Below are 17,213 nucleotides of genomic sequence, written 5' to 3' on the forward strand. Positions count from 1 at the left end.
AAGCCTCAATCGGGAGGCGGGCCTAAAAAAGCAATTGCAGCGTCTCCTGTAAAGCCTGTACACACAGGCGTTTCAGGGTATTGAACTGGTCGGATACCAGGGCTTTGTCATAGTTAACTTCCAGGTGTTCAAATGATTCCAGTATCGGATACAGATGGGCTTCCAGTCCGATAAAGGAAATAGTGGTTTTCAGCGTATGTGCGGTGCGACGTATATCTGTAGCAGCTTCCTCATCGATCGCCTTTTTGAGCATCGAAAGATCCTCTGGTAGCTGTGTGACGAACTGTGTCAGCATATTCTGTTCAAACGCTTTATCTCCACGGGATAGCTGTTGCAGATATTCCAGTTGTACAAGGGAAGATTCCCCGTTGTATGCATAACCATTATGCGGATGGGGGTGTACATAATGCTCCGGCGTACTGCTTTTGCCGGTAAAGACCTGTATCATCCGGTAGAGTTCTTCTTCCCGTATCGGTTTCGCCAGGTATTCATTCATGCCAGTCTGCAGGCATTTCTCTCTTTCTCCGGCCATGGCGTGTGCGGTCATGGCGACGATCGGAATATTGGAGTGTAGTTCTTCCCGGATCTTCCTGGTGGCCGTGTAACCGTCCATTTCAGGCATCTGCAGATCCATCAGGATCAGGTCGAAATGTTGTTTTGAGAGGGCATTGACAGCTTCTTGTCCGTTAGCGACCAGCTGATAATGCAGTTGCCTGTTACCCAACAGATGCCGCAACAGGTTCTGGTTCATGCGGTTGTCCTCCGCTACCAGCAAGCGTATATCGGGTTGTTGCGGCAAGGTAAAATGCTCCTGAGAGTACCCTGAAAGTTCAGTCCCTTCGGCCAGCAGTTCACCCTGTGTATAGGGGAGTTGTACCAGGAAGGTGCTGCCTTTTCCCAATTCGCTTTCCACGCTGATCGTACCGTGTTGTAGTTCTACAAGTTGTTTTACGATGGTCAGTCCTAAACCGGTACCCCCGTATTTACGGGTGATATCTGCCTCTGCCTGGTTGAAGCGGTCAAATATAGTAGACAGTTTGTTGGGAGAGATACCAATACCGGTATCTGCTATGGTGAACAGTAAACGTATGCCGGATTCATTCCCGCCGACCGGTGAAACCCTGACTGTCACCTGTCCCTGTGGGGTGAATTTAATCGCGTTGTTGACCAGGTTAACAAGCACCTGGGTCAGGCGCATTACGTCTCCATAAAGGATGTCGGGTACGCCTGCGTCTATATGGACGCTCAGGTCCAGTAATTTTTCCTGCGCTTTTGGCTGGAACATCAGCTGAAGGGAGTGCATCATTCCCCTGAGACTAAATGATACCGGCTCCAGGCGCATCATACCTGATTCTATTTTAGAGATGTCGAGTATATCGTTGATGATATCCAGCAGGTTTTCGCCTGCATGTTGGATGGAGGCCACATATTCCCTGGATTTTTCATTCAGGGGTTGCTGTTGCAGCAGATGGGTGAAGCCTAATACGGCGTTCATGGGCGTCCTGATCTCGTGGCTCATATTGGCGAGGAACTGGTCTTTGACCACGGTGAGCTTCTTTTCCTGCTGCCGCGAATGGTCGAGTGCTTCTATCAGCTGTTCCTGCTTGTAAATACGGCTGGTGATATAGAGAAATGACAGCAGACTGGATAAACAGGCAAAAAAGAGCATAATAGTGCCCCAGTTTAATGCTTTTTGTCCGCTGGTGTCAATAAGGTGTGTTGTATGGTTCACTTCTGTCTGCCGGGTACTATCCAGGGCATGTAATATCACGTTGATGGCTTCGCCGAGGCGTTTCCCTTTCTGGGCGTTGATCATCCTTTCTGCGGACCATTTCCCTTTCAGATAAAAACTATCCAGTACGGCTACATTGAAATTATTTTTCTCGTCTACGAGGTAGTTTAGCTGGGTGAGGAGTTTTTCGGTACTGTCATTCAGGACGAGTTTATTGATTTCGCCGAGATCTGCTTTGATGACGGCGACTTCCGCTTCAATACCTGTGATATTGAGGGTGTCCTGTGAGATAACGGTACCCCGTACTTTACTATCGGTTTTGGCTATATTGGTCTGTAGTTTCTGTAGCTCATTCTTTACGTTCAGTTCATCCAGCAGTTTTTCATTGCCGGAAATGAGCTTACGGATGTTCTGAGCTGAGTTGAATTGCAGCACTATAAACAGTACAAGGCCTATTACGAACAGGCCCAGCAGGTAGTATTTAATCAGCTTCGGCTGCATAGTGCGCTGCGGTGTTTTGTTAAAATTACGAATTTGTACAGTGTATTTCTCTTTCGGGGAGAAGGTATCTGGCTGGCATCCTTGTACAGTGAGCAGGGATAATGATTTTCTCACAATGCGAATGACGAATCACGAATATTGTTGCATTCGTCATCCGCCATTCGAAAATTTTGAACCAAAATCCTATTTGTCGACAGCCCCCTTATTTAGCGGCTTTCTTAGCATGATGTTTCTTATGCGCTTTTTTTGCATGAGGCGCAGCCGCTGGTTTGGAAGGTTCCTGTTTAGCGTTAACAGTTGTAGCTTTAGTTGCTGCAGGTTTTACTGTAGCGTGTGCAGTTGCAGCTTTAGCTTTTGCAGTATGAACCGGAGTAGCAGCAAAGGTTGCGGTACCAGTGAAGATCATGGCGGCTGCCATCAGTATTCCTAACTTTTTCATGACTGAATGTTTTGTTTGTGATTAACTAGTTTATAATTAGTAGTCCTTTTTAGCATGTTTGCATCAGCAACCGTACTGTTTTTATTGTGCTTTTGTTTTTGTTGTCCTTTTCTGTTGTTGTTTTCAGCACGATTGCTTTTGTTTGATTTGCTGACTCAAAGATAAGACGCCGCAAAGCTGTGTCGGGGCGCATTTGGGTTAACAGGCACGAGTCATCGGTGGAAAAGGACGAACTGTCGGCGGGATACGTTATATTTGTTCGCCACCGCTTATCTCGACCAAAAAATCCTCTTTTTACAATGAATCTGAAGACAACTGCCAGCAGTATTGCCTTATTTTTGTTACTACAAAGCTCCTATGCACAACAAAAGCTGAGTGGTTTCAGCAGTGAACATGCGCAACAGCAACAGGACCTGGAAGCCCGTTTCGACAAAGGACTGAGCGCTGCCGCCATCGGCAATAATATCAGGACGCTGTCTGCCAAACAACATTATCTCGGTATGCCCCGGGATAAATGGGTCGCTGAGAATATCCTGCAACAATTTAAAAGTTATGGCTGGGATGCCCACCTGGAAACTTACCAGGTGCTGTTTCCTACACCGAAGACCAGGGTACTGGAAGCCAGCTATCCTGCAGGCTATAAAGCGGTATTGAAGGAACCGGCATTGAAGGAAGACGCGAGTACCGGTCAGCCGGATGAACTGCCTACCTACAATGCCTGGAGTGCAGACGGTGATGTAACAGGAGAACTGGTTTTTGTGAATTATGGTCTGCCGGAAGACTATGAATACCTGGAAAGACTGGGCATCGATGTAAAAGGGAAAATTGTCATTGCGAAATACGGCCGTTCCTGGAGAGGTATAAAACCGAAGGTTGCCCAGGAACATGGCGCAATCGGCACCCTGATCTATTCTGATCCGAAAGATGACGGGTATTACCAGGGGGATGTATACCCTGTGGGTCCTTATAAAAGCGAATACGGGGTCCAAAGAGGCTCTATTATGGATATGGTGATATATCCGGGTGATCCTTTGACGCCTGGCGTAGGAGCGACGGAAAATGCCCAGAGACTGGAAAGGTCTGCCGCTACAAATCTGTTGAAGATCCCGGTATTGCCGATCAGCTATCATGACGCTGCTCCTTTGCTGGCTGCTCTGGAAGGACCAGTCGCTCCTGATGCCTGGAGAGGCGCATTGCCCTTTACTTACCATATCGGTCCCGGAAAGGCAAAAGTGCACCTGAAGCTGGAATTTGACTGGAAAATGGTGCCTGCGTATAATGTGATTGCTACGATGAAAGGAAGTCAGTTTCCGGACCAGTGGGTGATCAGGGGTAATCACCATGATGCCTGGGTATATGGCGCAGCCGATCCGATTAGCGGACTGTCTTCCCTGCTGGAAGAAGCAAAGGCGATCGGTGAACTGGCAAAGAACGGGTATAAGCCGAAGAGAACGCTTGTGTATGCTGCCTGGGATGGCGAAGAGCCGGGTTTGCTGGGTTCGACTGAATGGGTGGAAGCACATGCCGCTGAATTACAACAGAAAGCAGTCGCTTATATCAATTCTGATGGTAACAGCCGCGGATTCCTGGGTGTAGGTGGTTCACATGCACTGGAACCTTTTATGGGTGAGATTGCTAAAAGTATTACCGATCCGCAGACGAAAGTCAGCATTTTCGAAAGAAAACAGGCTTCCGACCTTGTATCTGCTGCTTCAACAAAAGCAAAGAAAGATATCCTGGCTAAGAAAGATATGACGATCAGCGCATTGGGATCAGGGTCTGATTATTCTTCTTTCCTTCAACACCTGGGTATTCCATCCCTGAATGTGGGTTTTGGCGGAGAAGGCGCCGGTGGTGAATACCATTCTATTTATGACACTTATGAGAATTACTCCCGCTTTAAAGATCCGGGATTTGAATATGGTGTAGCCTTGTCCCGTCTGGCCGGACATGCCGCCCTGAGACTGGCTGATGCAGATGTACTGCCATTTGATTTCCGGAGCCTTTCTAAAACGATCAACGGTTATACCACTGACCTGCTCTCCCTGGCAGAACAGATGCGGGAAAATACAGCGGTAGAAAATCAAATCATCAGTAATAATGCCTATCAACTGGCAGGAGATGTAACAAAGCCGTTAAAGGCGCCTGTCGCCAAACCGGAAGTGCCATATATAGATTTTTCGAAGTTGCAGAATGCCCTGGTAGCCCTTGATAAAACGGCACAGCATTTACAGGATGCCAGGAAACCACAGTTACCGGCAGCGCAACTGGAGGTACTGAATAAAGCCCTTTATCAGGCAGAGCAGCAGTTATTGCATGAACAAGGTTTGCCTAACAGGGCATGGTATAAACACGTGATTTATGCGCCGGGATTTTATACGGGGTATGGTGTGAAGACAATGCCGGGTATCCGCGAAGCGATTGAACAGCGTAGATGGAAAGAAGCGGAGGAACAGATTGGTATTGCAGCGACAGCGATCAACCGGCTGACAGACTACCTGGAAAAGACATTTAATTCAATTAGGAATTAGGAATTACGAATTAGGAATTGGTGGTAATTGGCCGTCAGGTTATTTTCAGGCTGATTATTACAACGTAGCGTGAAGATACTGCCCAAATGGAGGCGGACGCAAAGTCACCTCTTCCTGCTATAGTCAGACTATACTTATTGTACGTTAGTACTGCCTTTATAACGGAGCATTAACGTAAGATGAGTATAGTCTGACTATACATTGACCATATCCAGGCAGGCATATACATGTTAGTCAGCCCCTTTTAAGAAAGTCTTTTAATTTATAAAAGATTCAGTTTGCTATTCAGCGCTGCACGGTAAGCATCCGCCACCGGCACTGCATTTTTAGCAATGATAATCGCGCCGTCTTCGATGGAATCGATCTTATCTAATGCTACGATATAAGAGCGATGTACTCTCATAAATCTTGCGCCAGGCAGGCGTTCTTCAATCGCTTTCAAGGTAGAATGTACGGCATGAAATTTCTGCGCAGTATGTAGTTTGACATAATCGCCCATCGCTTCCAGGTACAGGATATCGTCGAGTTTAACCCGTTTTAAGATGCCGCTGTCTCTGATAAAGATGAACTCATTATCTGTGTCGTGTACTTCTTTTGTGCCGGCCTGCTGTAACTCCTTTGCTCTTTCGATGGCCTGTATAAAACGGGCAGGTGTGACCGGTTTAATGAGATAGTCGGCTACGTGCAGTTCGAATGCTTCCACGGCGTAGTCTTTTTTTGCTGTCGTAAAGATGATCACCGGACCATTCTTCCCTATATTACGCGTTAGTTCCAGGCCGTTCATTCCCGGCATTTCTATATCCAGGAGGAGCAGGTCTATCTTTTCTTTCTGCAACATATTATACGCCTCTATGGCACTGGCACATTCACCGGCCACCTGGAGCTGATCCACATGGCTGACTAATTGTTTCATGGCGGTACGCGCCAGCTTGTTGTCGTCTATAATAAGGCAGTTCATACCGCAAATATACTGAACCCGGTAACGTGGAATCAGACACAAGATTATAATTCCCTTAAAACATGACAGTAGGCTATGTATTATAAATTTGTTTAAATATCTTGCATGGGTATAAATGGGTCTCAACTTGAAACAGCTCAAAAGGCTTTTACTTTTTATTTCCTGTATCTTCCTGCTGCCTGCATTGCAAGGAGAGAGTCCTTTTACATCCTACTCTTCACATACTGTTTTACGGCCGACCAATGCCAATACGGTTCATGCTGCCTTCAATAAGGATTACGTCTCTGACAGTTATTCAATTACCAGTAGTCCGCATAAATACAACCACCGTACAAGGGCGCTGAATGACTTCCACGAGTTATGTCTGTTCGTATCCAGCATCCGTATCAGGACGATACTGATTTATATCCAGCCACAATACAAAGGATATAAGGAATCGTATATCAGCGTTGCCGTCACCCTCAGTGACTGGCGTGGGCCTCCTGTAGCCTGATTTCTCTGCTTTTTTTTAAACATTTTCTTATTAATGCTGTAGGCAGATGCCTGCGGCCGGTTTAACACATGCTGTCAGTTATGAGTATTAAACATGCTGCAGGGATGTGGGTGATATCGCTATGTCTTCTGACTGGCCTGTCATCGCGTGTCCGTGCACAGACGGAAGGGGAACATCTGCCTTTAGAAAAGGCGATTGCGCTGACCCTTCAACATTATCCGTCTTTAAAAGCGAAACAGACATTATCAAAGGCAGGCGTCGCCCATACGACAGACGTCAGCCATAACTGGTGGCCTTCCGTAAAACTCGTGGAAGAAGCAACCGTTGGCACTGATAATGGTATTTACGGATCTTATTTTCCTTTGGGGACAATCCCTTCTACATCAGGCGGTATCCGTGAAGGAAACCGCAGTGATGTGATGAGCGGTAATATTGCACTTGCACAGGTGCAATGGGAAGTTTACAATTTTGGCGCTTACCGCACCCGGCGGGAGGAAGCTATACAACAACAGAAAGTGGCCGGTCTGGATGCTGATATTACAGCGAATGACCTGACGGTTGCTGTTGTACGAGATTACCTGGGTATGCTTCAATACCGGGCACTCATGAAAATTCAGGAAGACAATATAGAACGTACCCGTTCTGTACAGAGAGCCGTTACGGCCATTGTGCTGCATGGTCTGAAACCAGGAGTAGACAGTTCTGTAGCCGCTGCTGAATTATCCAAAGCCAGACTAAATTACATCGATATACAAAACAGCTATAACAGTGTGCGTATGCATATGAGTATGCTCACAGGGCTGGATACCAGTGCCATACGGCCGGATACCCTGTATAATTCCGGTTTGCTGTCATTGCTGGCTGGTACCGCTGATACTTCTTCGGTAGCCGCCTCACATCCTGTATTACAGTATTACAATGGTTTGCTGTTGCAGCAGGAGAAACATAGTGAAGTGATCCGTAAGGCAGCTTTACCAAAGATCTCTGTGCTGGCCTCCGGATGGATGCGTGGTTCCAGCGGAGAATTCAACGATATCTATGGTAAGAACCTGCTGGAAGGATTTGGTTTCAAGCGATATAACTATCTCACAGGACTGGCACTGACTTACAATCTGGCGGATATCGGTCATACAAAAGATAAAATGCGGGAACAAACCTTAAAAACCCGTGCTGCCGCAGAGCAACTGGAAACCACACAGCTGGTGCTGGATAATAGTCTGCGTCAGGCGAAACTCAATATCCATACTGCACTGGATAAACTACAGGAGATGCCCGCCCAGCTGAATGCGGCCAGGGCTGCCGCTTTACAAAAGATGGCACTGTACAAGGGGGGATTGACCAATATTATCGAGGTGACGAATGCCCTGTATCTCTTGAACAGGGCGGAAACAGATCTCGTACAAACACGTAATGCTGCCTGGCAGGCGCTTTTTACGCAGGCATTTGCCGCGAATGCGATACAGGAACTGGTACAACGACTGGAGCAGTCCCGTATGCAATAACATCAAAAACCGATTATTATGTCATTAGTTACCAGTGCACTGAAAAAGCCCTTGTCCGTAGTGGTACTGACCCTCGGCATGTTTCTTTTTTCATTGCTGGCAGTCTTTAATATTCCTATCGATATCTTCCCGAAGCTGAATCTGCCGACGATCTACGTCATAGAACCCTATGGCGGTATGTCGCCGCAGCAGATGGAAGGTTTCTTTGCGACCCGTCTCCAGGATCAGTTCCTGTATGTAAACGGGATCAAAAATATCAGCAGTAAGAACATACAGGGCCTGACCATGATCAAGCTCTCGTTTTACGAAAGTACCAACATGGCGGAAGCGTCTGCGCAGGTGGCTTTACAGGTGAACAGGGCCATGAAATTCTTCCCTCCGGGCGCATTGCCGCCACAGGTGGTACGTTTTGATGCTTCTTCCTTACCGGTAGGACAATTGGTGTTCAGTTGCCCGAACCGTTCACTGAAAGATATCTATGACCTGGCGAATACCCGTGTCAGACCCATGTTCGGATCTGTTCCCGGACTGTCTGCGCCACCGCCGTTCGGGGCTAACTCCCGTTCTGTTATTGTGAATGTGGATCCTAACCGCCTCCGTAGTTATAACATGAACGCGGATGAAGTGGTAGAAGCGATTGCGAAGAATAACGTCATGACGCCTTCCGGTAACATCCGTATCAACAATACGATGTATGTAACGACCATCAATTCACTGGAAAAAGAAGTGCAGGATTTCGGAGAAATTCCGATTACGACAAATGGTAATTCCACTGTTTTTATCAAGGATGTAGCCAGGGTATCTGATGCAGCTGACGTGACGGTGGACTATGCATTGGTGAACGGCAAGCGTTCTGTATATATCCCCGTGGTGAAAACGGCGGATGCCTCTACCTGGGATGTGGTCAAACAGCTGAAGGCAAAACTGCCTGAGATGCAGAGTTTATTGCCGGAGGATGTACAGGTGACTTACGAGTTTGACCAGTCAGTATTTGTGATTAATGCGGTGAAAAGTCTTGTGACGGAAGGTTTATTGGGCGCACTGCTGACCGGTCTGATGGTGTTATTATTTCTGAAGGATCTTAGAAGTTGCCTGGTGGTGGTGATCACCATTCCTATTGCGATCCTGGCAGCAGTATTGGGGCTGCAATTAGCGGGACAAACCATTAACCTGATGACCCTCAGCGGACTGGCACTCGCCATCGGGGTACTGGTCGACCAGGCCACAGTGACGATTGAGAATATCCATCAGCACCTGGAAATGGGGAAGCCGAAACGGCAGGCTATTTATGAAGCGAGTGAGGAAATTGCCTTCCCGTTGTTGCTGATCTTATTGTGTATCCTGGCGGTATTTGCGCCTTCGCTGATTATGTCAGGTGTACCCAAGGCGATGTTCCTGCCTTTGTCCTTGTCTATTGGATTTGCGATGATCGCATCTTATTTCGCGGCGCAATCACTGGTGCCTGTACTGGCTAACTGGTGGCTGAAAGAAGGGAAATTTACCCAGCATCATCATCCCCAGGAAGGCGGTTTCGAACGCTTTAAAACACGGTTTGTATCGCTGGTAGAGTGGCTGGGGAAACGTTCCCGCCTGGTGATCGGCGTGTATATACTCGTCGCTTTTGGTGTAGCCGGACTGGCATTTATGACCATTGGTAAAGACCTTATGCCCCATGTCAATACGGGGCAGTTCCAGTTACGTTTAAAACAACCGGATGGTACCCGTCTGGAAAGGACGGAGGAGAAAGTACACCAGGTATTACAGCTGATAGACAGTACCAGCAACGGGAATGTGGCGATCAGTTCGGGTTATGTGGGATTAATTCCCAGCAGCTATGGTACCAGTAACCTGTACATTTTTAACAGTGGTACCCACGAGGCGGTATTACAGGTAAATCTGAATGAGGACTACAAGGTAGATATAGACGAGCTGAAAGATCAATTACGGGACGTTATAAAGGCCCATATGCCCGAAATGAGGGCGAGTTTCGAACCAGTGGACATGACCGAAAAAATCATGGCGCAAGGGGCAGCAACACCTATTGAGGTAAGGGTAGCCGGAAAAGACATGCGGCAGATTGAAGGATATGCCAACCAACTGGTAGATAAACTGGGTGAAGTGGACTTCCTGAGAGACGTACAGATCGCGCAGCCGCTGCATTACCCGGTGATTAACATTAATATCGACCGTTTCAAGGTGGCGCAGATGGGACTGAATATGTACCAGGTAGCCCGTTCGGTGACTGCCTCCACCTCTTCCAGCCGTTTTACGGAGAAAAATCAGTGGCTGGATGAAAAGGTAGCTTATACCTACCAGGTACAGGTACAGATACCGGAATATATCATGCAAACGATCAACGATCTGAAGGAGATCCCACTGGTGAAAGGACAGCCGAGACCCGTACTGGGAGATGTGGCCACTTTCTCCAATAGCGAAATGCCGGGAGAATTTGACCGGGCAGGTACCCGACGTTTTGTAACCGTGAGTGCCAATATTAAAGGCAAAGACCTGGGCGCCGCTACAAAAGTGGTGGAAGCAGCCATTCATGAAATGGGGGATCCGCCAAGAGGACTAAAAGTTGAGCTCAAGGGTAGTTCCAGTCTGCTGACCGATACCCTTAGCAGTTTACAGAACGGGCTTTTGCTGGCGATCGTCGTTATATTCCTGTTGCTGGCCGCCAACTATCAATCCTTCAAAGTAAGTTTTGTGGTATTGGTCACCGTTCCTGCGGTAATTGCCGGCGCCTTGCTGATGTTACTGGCTACAGGGGCTACGCTCAATCTGCAATCTTACATGGGGATGATCATGTCAACGGGCGTATCTGTGGCAAATGCGATCCTTATTGTGACCAACGCAGAGAAGCTCCGCTTAGAATACAAAGACGCCTATAAAGCGGCTATTGCGAGTGCCGGCTTGCGTTTGAGACCTATTCTGATGACCAGTCTGGCGATGATAGCGGGCATGATTCCGATGGCGACTGGTATGGGTGAATCAGGAGATCAGACGGCTCCGCTGGGCCGTGCTGTGATCGGCGGACTGATAGCTTCTACTGTAGCCGCCCTGCTGATATTACCGCTGGTATATGCTGCCGTGCAGCGTAAAGCATCTTATGAAGATCCTTCTCTGATGCCTGAAAACAAGATCGATGAACCTAAAACTGCTAATATCCATGTATAAATATGTCTTCATTATAACATTGTCGGGCGTGCTGTTTACCGCCTGTCATCACGGAACACCGAAAAAGAAAACCAGTGCTGCGAAAGACAGCAAAGGGAAAAGGTATGAACTGGTTGCTGTGGTAAAGGAACCTTTATCCTCCAGTATACAATTGCCTGCTGTGCTGGAAGCTTATCAGAAAGTGAGTATCTATCCGCGGGTAAACGGATTTGTTAAGACAGTGACGGTCGACCGTGGTAGTGCGGTGCATAAAGGACAGGTGCTTATTACACTGGAAGCGCCTGAGATCATCGAACAGTATTTCGCTGCACAGTCGAAATACCTGCAGGCTAAAGCGGTATTTGCAGCCTCAAAAGACAACTTTCAGCGTACCCTGGCGGTGAGTGAGACGCCGGGTACCATTTCCGCGCATGACGTGGAAGTAGCGAGTGCGCGTATGGAGGCCGACAGTGCTATTATGAACAGCGAACTGGCCAATTTCCGGGCATTGGAAGCGACCCGTAGTTATCTGACTGTGACAGCGCCGTTTGATGGGGTTATTACAGAAAGAAACGTCCATCCGGGGGCACTGGTAGGCCCGGGTACCCGTGTGGAGGGTGGTCCGATGCTGATGCTGGAACAGGAAGACCGGCTGCGTCTGGTGGTACAGGTACCCGAGGTCTATAGCGCACAGTTATCTGCCAGCAGACAGGTGAGTTTTAAGGTGAATGCTTTGCCGGGTAAGTCGTTTGCCGGTAATATCAGTCGCCAGGCGGGCTCATTAAACGACCGCTACCGTTCAGAGGCGGTAGAGGTGGATGTTGTGAATAGTCAGCATCTGCTGAAGCCAGGTATGTATGCGGAGATCTCCATTCCTGTGACGGGTTCGGTACAGGCGATGGTGGTGCCGGCCAGTGCGGTTGTCACTTCTACGGAGAAGAAATATGTAGTGGCTGTGAGAGAAGGGCAGACCCGTTGGATAGATGTGCAGGAGGGGAATCACCACAGCGATTCCACGGAGGTATTCGGGAGTTTATTGCCGGGAGAAAAGGTGATTCTTCATGCCAACGACGAGATAAAAGAAGGAATTAAAATCAATTAAGAATTAAGAATTAAAAATTAAGAATTGGGATGCAGTGGTTTCAAATCTTAATTCTTAATTTTTAATTCTTAATTTTTTACATTCTCCTCCGGCAGCATTTTTGTATCCTCTTTATAAAACGATCTATATGACGCTAAAGAAATCAACAACACAAAGACGCGTGATCAAAGAGGTAAAGCGCAAAAACGCCGGTGATACCAGCGCGGCCAAAGCGGCTCCTAAGAAGGAGTTCAACGATGACAAGAATAGTACGCTGGAAGGGTATGATGAGAATGAATACGATCCGAAGGACAAGGCCGACGAACAAAGAAAAAAGGCTTAGACAGTCCAGCCGTAAGGGATGTATCCATTGTCGAAGGTACCGTCTTCATATAGATTGACCATTCCATATCCATTGTCTGTACGATACCGTTTTCCTTTCCACCAGTTGCCACTGACAGCCCCGTTGCTGATGTAGGTCACGCCATTGTACTGTATGTGCTCATACAGGTGAATATGTCCGCTCATACATTGTAAATGGACAATATTATTCAATAGGTGACCATAGGCAACAACGAATTATAAAGAAGAAGATAGGTGATTCCGTATGTTCAATTAGGAATTAAGAATTAGGAATTGGAGACGAATAGACGGCTAAGGGCGATACTGGCTGATTATTCAATGGTGCAAACTTATTGGCTGGCGGGTTCAGATGATAGTGAGTGAGTGGTTATTAATGTAAAAATAATATCGTGAAGGGGTGTTGTAGAATTGGTAAGCGTTAATTGTAAATGGACAATATTATTCAATAGGTGACCATAGGCAACAACGAATTATTAAGAAGAAGATAGGTGCTTCCGCTTCAGCAGATTATATGCAATTGCTAATTCTTAATTCCTAATTCCTAATTGTTTAAAATCAATCAATAGGTCACCGCAGGCAACAACGAATTATAAAGAAGAAGATAGGTGCTTCCGCTTCAGCAGATTATATGCAATTCCTAATTCTTAATTCCTAATTCCTAATTGTTTAAAATCAATGCAATAAAAAACGGTGCCTGCAAACAGGCACCGTTTTTATTGCATTGATTTTAAACAATTTACTTCATCAGCAGCACAGCGGAAAGTCCTACGGATTTCCATTGTGTGTTGTAGTTCGGCATAAGGATCGCGCGGGTATTTGGCTCGCGGTCACGGTCCTTTGGCGTAAAGAGGCGCTGGATCTTAGGATAAGCCCAGTAAGCTGCTTTTGTGCTGAGGATACCGAGGCCTGCACCGGCAACAACATCACTTAACCAGTGACGGTTGTTGTAGATACGCAGTACTCCCGTAGTAGTGGCGACAGCATAACCTGCCACACCGTACCAGGGACTAACATCTTTGTATTCCTCCCACATGAACTGTGCTGTCATGAACGCGACAGAAGTGTGGCCGGAAGGGAAAGAGTTGTAAGTACTACCATCAGGACGCAGGCGACCTGTAGCATTTTTGATGAAAAAAGTAGAGGAAGTCACCAGAACGGACGACATTCCCAACAGGATGGTACGATCTGCGAAATTGTGTTTACCCTTGATACCAGCCATATTCAGTGCATATACGGCGGCTGCAGGCACATATTTCAGATAATCATCGATGCTGGTGCGGAAGGTCGGATGATCTTCCATGATCTCATTCTTGGTGCTGCGGTCCAGGGAGCGTAAGCCGCCGCTGGTCAATGACACGGCGCCATAAGTAATCATGGCGGTTGGGACGATGATGCCGGCAAGTCTGGACGTATAATTGGGAATGTTGCGTTTATAGTTCAGGTTTGTATTAAAAACCGGAACAGGTTCCATGACCTTTTCTGATGTTGTTGGCACATCATTTGCGTGATGGATAGTCGTATCCGCATTCACATTCACAATAGCTGTGTCAGCAGTAGCAAAGACACAGTACGTCGACAGTTGCAGGCTAAGCAGTAAGAACAATCTCATGTTTGTTGCTGGGTGAATTCTTTATGTTACCGTTAATACTATTTAAATTACTACAAATTTCACAAAAGATTCTGTAGAGAATCTGAAAATCCCCCTTCTTTAACTATATTTTCACTAATTTTAACATGTAACTGGTATATTTGTGTTATATCAGTATCACCTTTTACAGGAAATGGTGTCTTCCTGCACAGAACCGTCTTCGCCCTGATCAATCTCCGGCAAGTCTGATGGCGCCTACAAATAAACATGGATCTTTCTGCGCATATCGGGAAGATAATAAATTTGTATTTATTTGTAGGCTAATGAAATATATCAAACATTCTGTAGAACAACTGGCAATTGCTTACCAGCTTCTCCGCTGGACAATTATCATCGTTCCTGTCTCTCTCATTGTAGGTTCTCTCGTGGCTTTATTCTTATGGTTACTGGAAGAAGTAACATTATTACGCTGGCAGCACGGCTGGTTGCTTTTTCTATTGCCCATAGCGGGGATATTGATCCACTTTCTTTATAAAAAGCTGGGTGGTACATCAGAAGCAGGAAATAACCTTATTATGGACGAGATCCATGAACCCGGCGGAGGCGTACCTGCCCGCATGGCGCCGTTGGTTATTGCGACTACCATTATCACTCATTTATTTGGCGGATCCGCCGGAAGGGAAGGTACCGCCGTGCAGATAGGCGGTAGTATGGCACATATGCTGGGTCGCTGGTTCCGTTTGTCTGCCGCAGATGTAAAGATCATCCTCATGACGGGTATCGCTGCCGGTTTCGGCGCTGTATTCGGTACACCGCTCACAGGGGCTGTATTTGCCCTCGAAGTACTCGCTATCGGTCTGATGCGTTACGATGCCCTGATCCCCTGTCTGATCGCCGCCGTATTCGCGGATATCGTATGTTCCGCCTGGGGCATCCATCATACCCATTATCAGATACTTTTTGAAAGCAATCATATCTCCTTTCACTTCGTTCATTTCGACCTGCTCTTACTGATCAAAGTAATCGCCTGTGGCATCGCTTTCGGTCTTGCCAGCTTTCTCTTCGCCACCTGTATGCGAAATATCAAAAGCTACGCGAAAGCATGGATTAAAATCCCCTTACTGATCCCCGCTATCGGTGGCCTGATCGTTATCGGCGGCTGCTACCTGCTGGGCACCCGCGATTATATCGGACTCGGGGTTACCACACCCGATCCCAACGGTGTCAGTATCGTCAACGCTTTTACCACAAAAGAGATCTCGTCCTGGGGATGGCTCTGGAAATTACTCCTGACAGCCATCACACTCGGTATGGGGTTCAAAGGTGGAGAAGTTACCCCACTGTTCTTTATCGGCGCCACCTTAGGTCATACACTCGCTGTTTTAATGGGCGCACCGGTGGATTTGTTTGCAGGTCTCGGATTTATTGCCGTATTTGCAGGAGCCACCAATACTCCCATAGCGTGTACGTTGATGGGGGTCGAACTTTTTGGCACAACTCATGTGCTATATTTTGCTGTAGCGTGTTTCACCGCGTATTATTTCAGCGGTCATGCGGGTATTTACAGTGCGCAACGTATAGCCGTACCAAAGAACCATCATATTGACTAACCACACAACTGAATTTTAGCTTATGAAGGCTGTAGCCGTTCAGCAATTTAAGGGCGTTCCTGAAGTAATGGAACTGCCACGCCCGGAGGTAAAACCAGGAACTATCCTCGTACGTGTAGCCGCTGCTGGTATGAATCCCTTTGACTGGAAACTGGTCGATGGTATTCTCGATGGGAAGATGCCGCATAAATTCCCGCTGGTGCTGGGAGTCGATGGCGCAGGGACCGTCGAAGCCGTAGGGGATGGCGTAACGCTTTTCAAACCTGGTGATCACATTTATGGTCAGTTTATCCATTCTCCTGTAGGAGAAGGGTCCTATGCGGAATATGTCGCCGTGCCGGAAAAAGCAGCCATTTCTCATGCGCCGAATTCTATCTCGCTGGTAGAAGCTGCCGCTATGCCGACGGCCGGTATGACCGCGCAACAGATTATTGAGCGTTCCGGCTTGAAACATGAGCAGATATTGTTGCTGGTAGGTGCTACCGGTGGCGTAGGGTCGTTTATTGTGCAACTGGCCGCGATGCAGGGGATCTATGTGATCGCTACCGTGAGTAGTGAGGAAGATGAGGTGCGGATGAAGAAACTGGGGGCGAAAGAGACGATTAACTATAAGAAATTATCGATAGAGAAAGAGGTGAGCAGCAGATATCCTTCCGGCGTGGATGGGTTGATAGATCTGGTTAGTCCGGCGGCGGTATTTAAAGGGTTGACGGAGTTAGTGGCGGTTAAGGGAGTGGCGTTGACGACGGCGTTTGTGTCGACGGCGGAGGTGTTGAAGGCAAGGGGTTTGAGTGGTGGGAATTTTGAGACGCAGGGGACACCGGCGAGTTTGGATGCGTTGACGGATGCGGTGGATAATGGTGCGTTGGTGGTGCCGGTTGGGGAGGTGATTGGGATGCAGGATGTGCCGGGGGCGATAACGGAGAGTAGGAATTTGAAGGGGAAGGGGAAGACGGTGATCAGAATTGGCGGATAAGGTATAATAGTCTTCAACTGGGGTGTTCCCTAAAGCTTCTTTTGCTTTTTGAGCTGCTGTGGTAATTGTGTGGGTCTTACTGCGTTCAAAGCAGAGGGACCACAGGCTGTAGTTCTTTGAAGTTCCTTGCTATGGGGCTTTTATTTGGAGATTTTGACAGTTGGGGTAGATTAAACCCCTGGTTTCAGAGGCTCAGCATACTTCAAATAACTAAGGCCAGCGGTCTCCCTCGGCATTGAACGCGGTTGGCGACTGACTACCTGGGTAATATGCTGACGTCGTA

At 47.5% G+C, this 17,213-nt stretch carries 13 protein-coding genes and 1 riboswitch; of the genes, 8 read left to right on the plus strand and 5 right to left on the minus strand.

Going from position 1 to position 17,213, the window contains the following annotated elements:
* Nucleotides 1-22: 22 nt before the first annotated feature.
* Both CPIN_RS19905 and CPIN_RS19910 read right to left on the minus strand, forming a co-directional pair.
* Nucleotides 23-2,233: a hybrid sensor histidine kinase/response regulator gene (locus tag CPIN_RS19905; RefSeq protein WP_012791640.1), complete on the minus strand. Its 2,211-nt coding sequence runs from the start codon at nucleotides 2,231-2,233 to the stop codon at nucleotides 23-25.
* Nucleotides 2,234-2,435: 202 nt separating this feature from the next.
* Nucleotides 2,436-2,672, minus strand: coding sequence for a hypothetical protein (locus tag CPIN_RS19910; RefSeq protein WP_012791641.1), 237 nt, complete (start codon nucleotides 2,670-2,672; stop codon nucleotides 2,436-2,438).
* A 299-nt stretch (nucleotides 2,673-2,971) separates the two neighbouring features.
* Between CPIN_RS19910 and CPIN_RS19915 the strand changes: the two genes are divergently transcribed.
* Nucleotides 2,972-5,203 (plus strand): transferrin receptor-like dimerization domain-containing protein, encoded by a 2,232-nt coding sequence (locus CPIN_RS19915; protein ID WP_012791643.1) that lies wholly within the window; start codon nucleotides 2,972-2,974, stop codon nucleotides 5,201-5,203.
* A gap of 262 nt (nucleotides 5,204-5,465) precedes the next feature.
* On the opposite strand, the gene CPIN_RS19920 is transcribed toward CPIN_RS19915, so the two are convergent.
* Nucleotides 5,466-6,161: a LytR/AlgR family response regulator transcription factor gene (locus CPIN_RS19920; protein ID WP_012791644.1), complete on the minus strand. Its 696-nt coding sequence runs from the start codon at nucleotides 6,159-6,161 to the stop codon at nucleotides 5,466-5,468.
* A 127-nt stretch (nucleotides 6,162-6,288) separates the two neighbouring features.
* On the opposite strand from CPIN_RS19920, the gene CPIN_RS19925 reads away from it, so the two are divergent.
* The 5 genes from CPIN_RS19925 to CPIN_RS19945 all read left to right on the plus strand — a co-directional run bounded on the left by CPIN_RS19925 (nucleotide 6,289) and on the right by CPIN_RS19945 (nucleotide 12,736).
* Complete coding sequence (locus tag CPIN_RS19925) at nucleotides 6,289-6,654, plus strand: hypothetical protein (RefSeq protein ID WP_012791645.1); 366 nt, start codon at nucleotides 6,289-6,291, stop codon at nucleotides 6,652-6,654.
* Between the two features lie 80 nt (nucleotides 6,655-6,734).
* On the plus strand, nucleotides 6,735-8,156 hold the full coding sequence (locus tag CPIN_RS19930; RefSeq protein ID WP_187294666.1) for a TolC family protein: 1,422 nt from the start codon (nucleotides 6,735-6,737) through the stop codon (nucleotides 8,154-8,156).
* An 18-nt stretch (nucleotides 8,157-8,174) separates the two neighbouring features.
* Nucleotides 8,175-11,333: an efflux RND transporter permease subunit gene (locus tag CPIN_RS19935; protein ID WP_012791647.1), complete on the plus strand. Its 3,159-nt coding sequence runs from the start codon at nucleotides 8,175-8,177 to the stop codon at nucleotides 11,331-11,333.
* Nucleotides 11,326-12,414: an efflux RND transporter periplasmic adaptor subunit gene (locus tag CPIN_RS19940; RefSeq protein ID WP_012791648.1), complete on the plus strand. Its 1,089-nt coding sequence runs from the start codon at nucleotides 11,326-11,328 to the stop codon at nucleotides 12,412-12,414. Before CPIN_RS19935 ends, CPIN_RS19940 begins: the two co-directional genes overlap by 8 nt.
* A gap of 127 nt (nucleotides 12,415-12,541) precedes the next feature.
* Nucleotides 12,542-12,736: a hypothetical protein gene (locus CPIN_RS19945; protein ID WP_012791649.1), complete on the plus strand. Its 195-nt coding sequence runs from the start codon at nucleotides 12,542-12,544 to the stop codon at nucleotides 12,734-12,736.
* Here CPIN_RS19945 and CPIN_RS19950 read toward each other — a convergent pair.
* A complete protein-coding gene (locus CPIN_RS19950) occupies nucleotides 12,733-12,921 on the minus strand; it encodes a hypothetical protein (RefSeq protein ID WP_044219233.1) in 189 nt (62 codons plus the stop codon). The genes CPIN_RS19945 and CPIN_RS19950 overlap by 4 nt on opposite strands.
* Before the next feature lie 571 nt (nucleotides 12,922-13,492).
* The gene (locus CPIN_RS19955) at nucleotides 13,493-14,365 is read right to left on the minus strand and encodes a phosphatase PAP2 family protein (protein ID WP_012791650.1); all 873 of its coding nucleotides are present in this window, start codon (nucleotides 14,363-14,365) and stop codon (nucleotides 13,493-13,495) included.
* 159 nt (nucleotides 14,366-14,524) lie between these two features.
* Nucleotides 14,525-14,609: riboswitch (Fluoride riboswitch) on the plus strand.
* 58 nt (nucleotides 14,610-14,667) lie between these two features.
* Here CPIN_RS19955 and CPIN_RS19960 point away from each other — a divergent pair.
* Complete coding sequence (locus tag CPIN_RS19960; protein ID WP_044219237.1) at nucleotides 14,668-15,954, plus strand: chloride channel protein; 1,287 nt, start codon at nucleotides 14,668-14,670, stop codon at nucleotides 15,952-15,954.
* A gap of 22 nt (nucleotides 15,955-15,976) precedes the next feature.
* Nucleotides 15,977-16,930 carry an NADP-dependent oxidoreductase gene (locus CPIN_RS19965; protein WP_012791652.1) on the plus strand — a complete coding sequence of 318 codons (954 nt, stop codon included), beginning with the start codon at nucleotides 15,977-15,979 and terminating at the stop codon, nucleotides 16,928-16,930.
* Nucleotides 16,931-17,213 lie beyond the last annotated feature (283 nt).

It is taken from the genome of Chitinophaga pinensis DSM 2588, from assembly GCF_000024005.1.
Lineage (GTDB): Bacteria > Bacteroidota > Bacteroidia > Chitinophagales > Chitinophagaceae > Chitinophaga > Chitinophaga pinensis.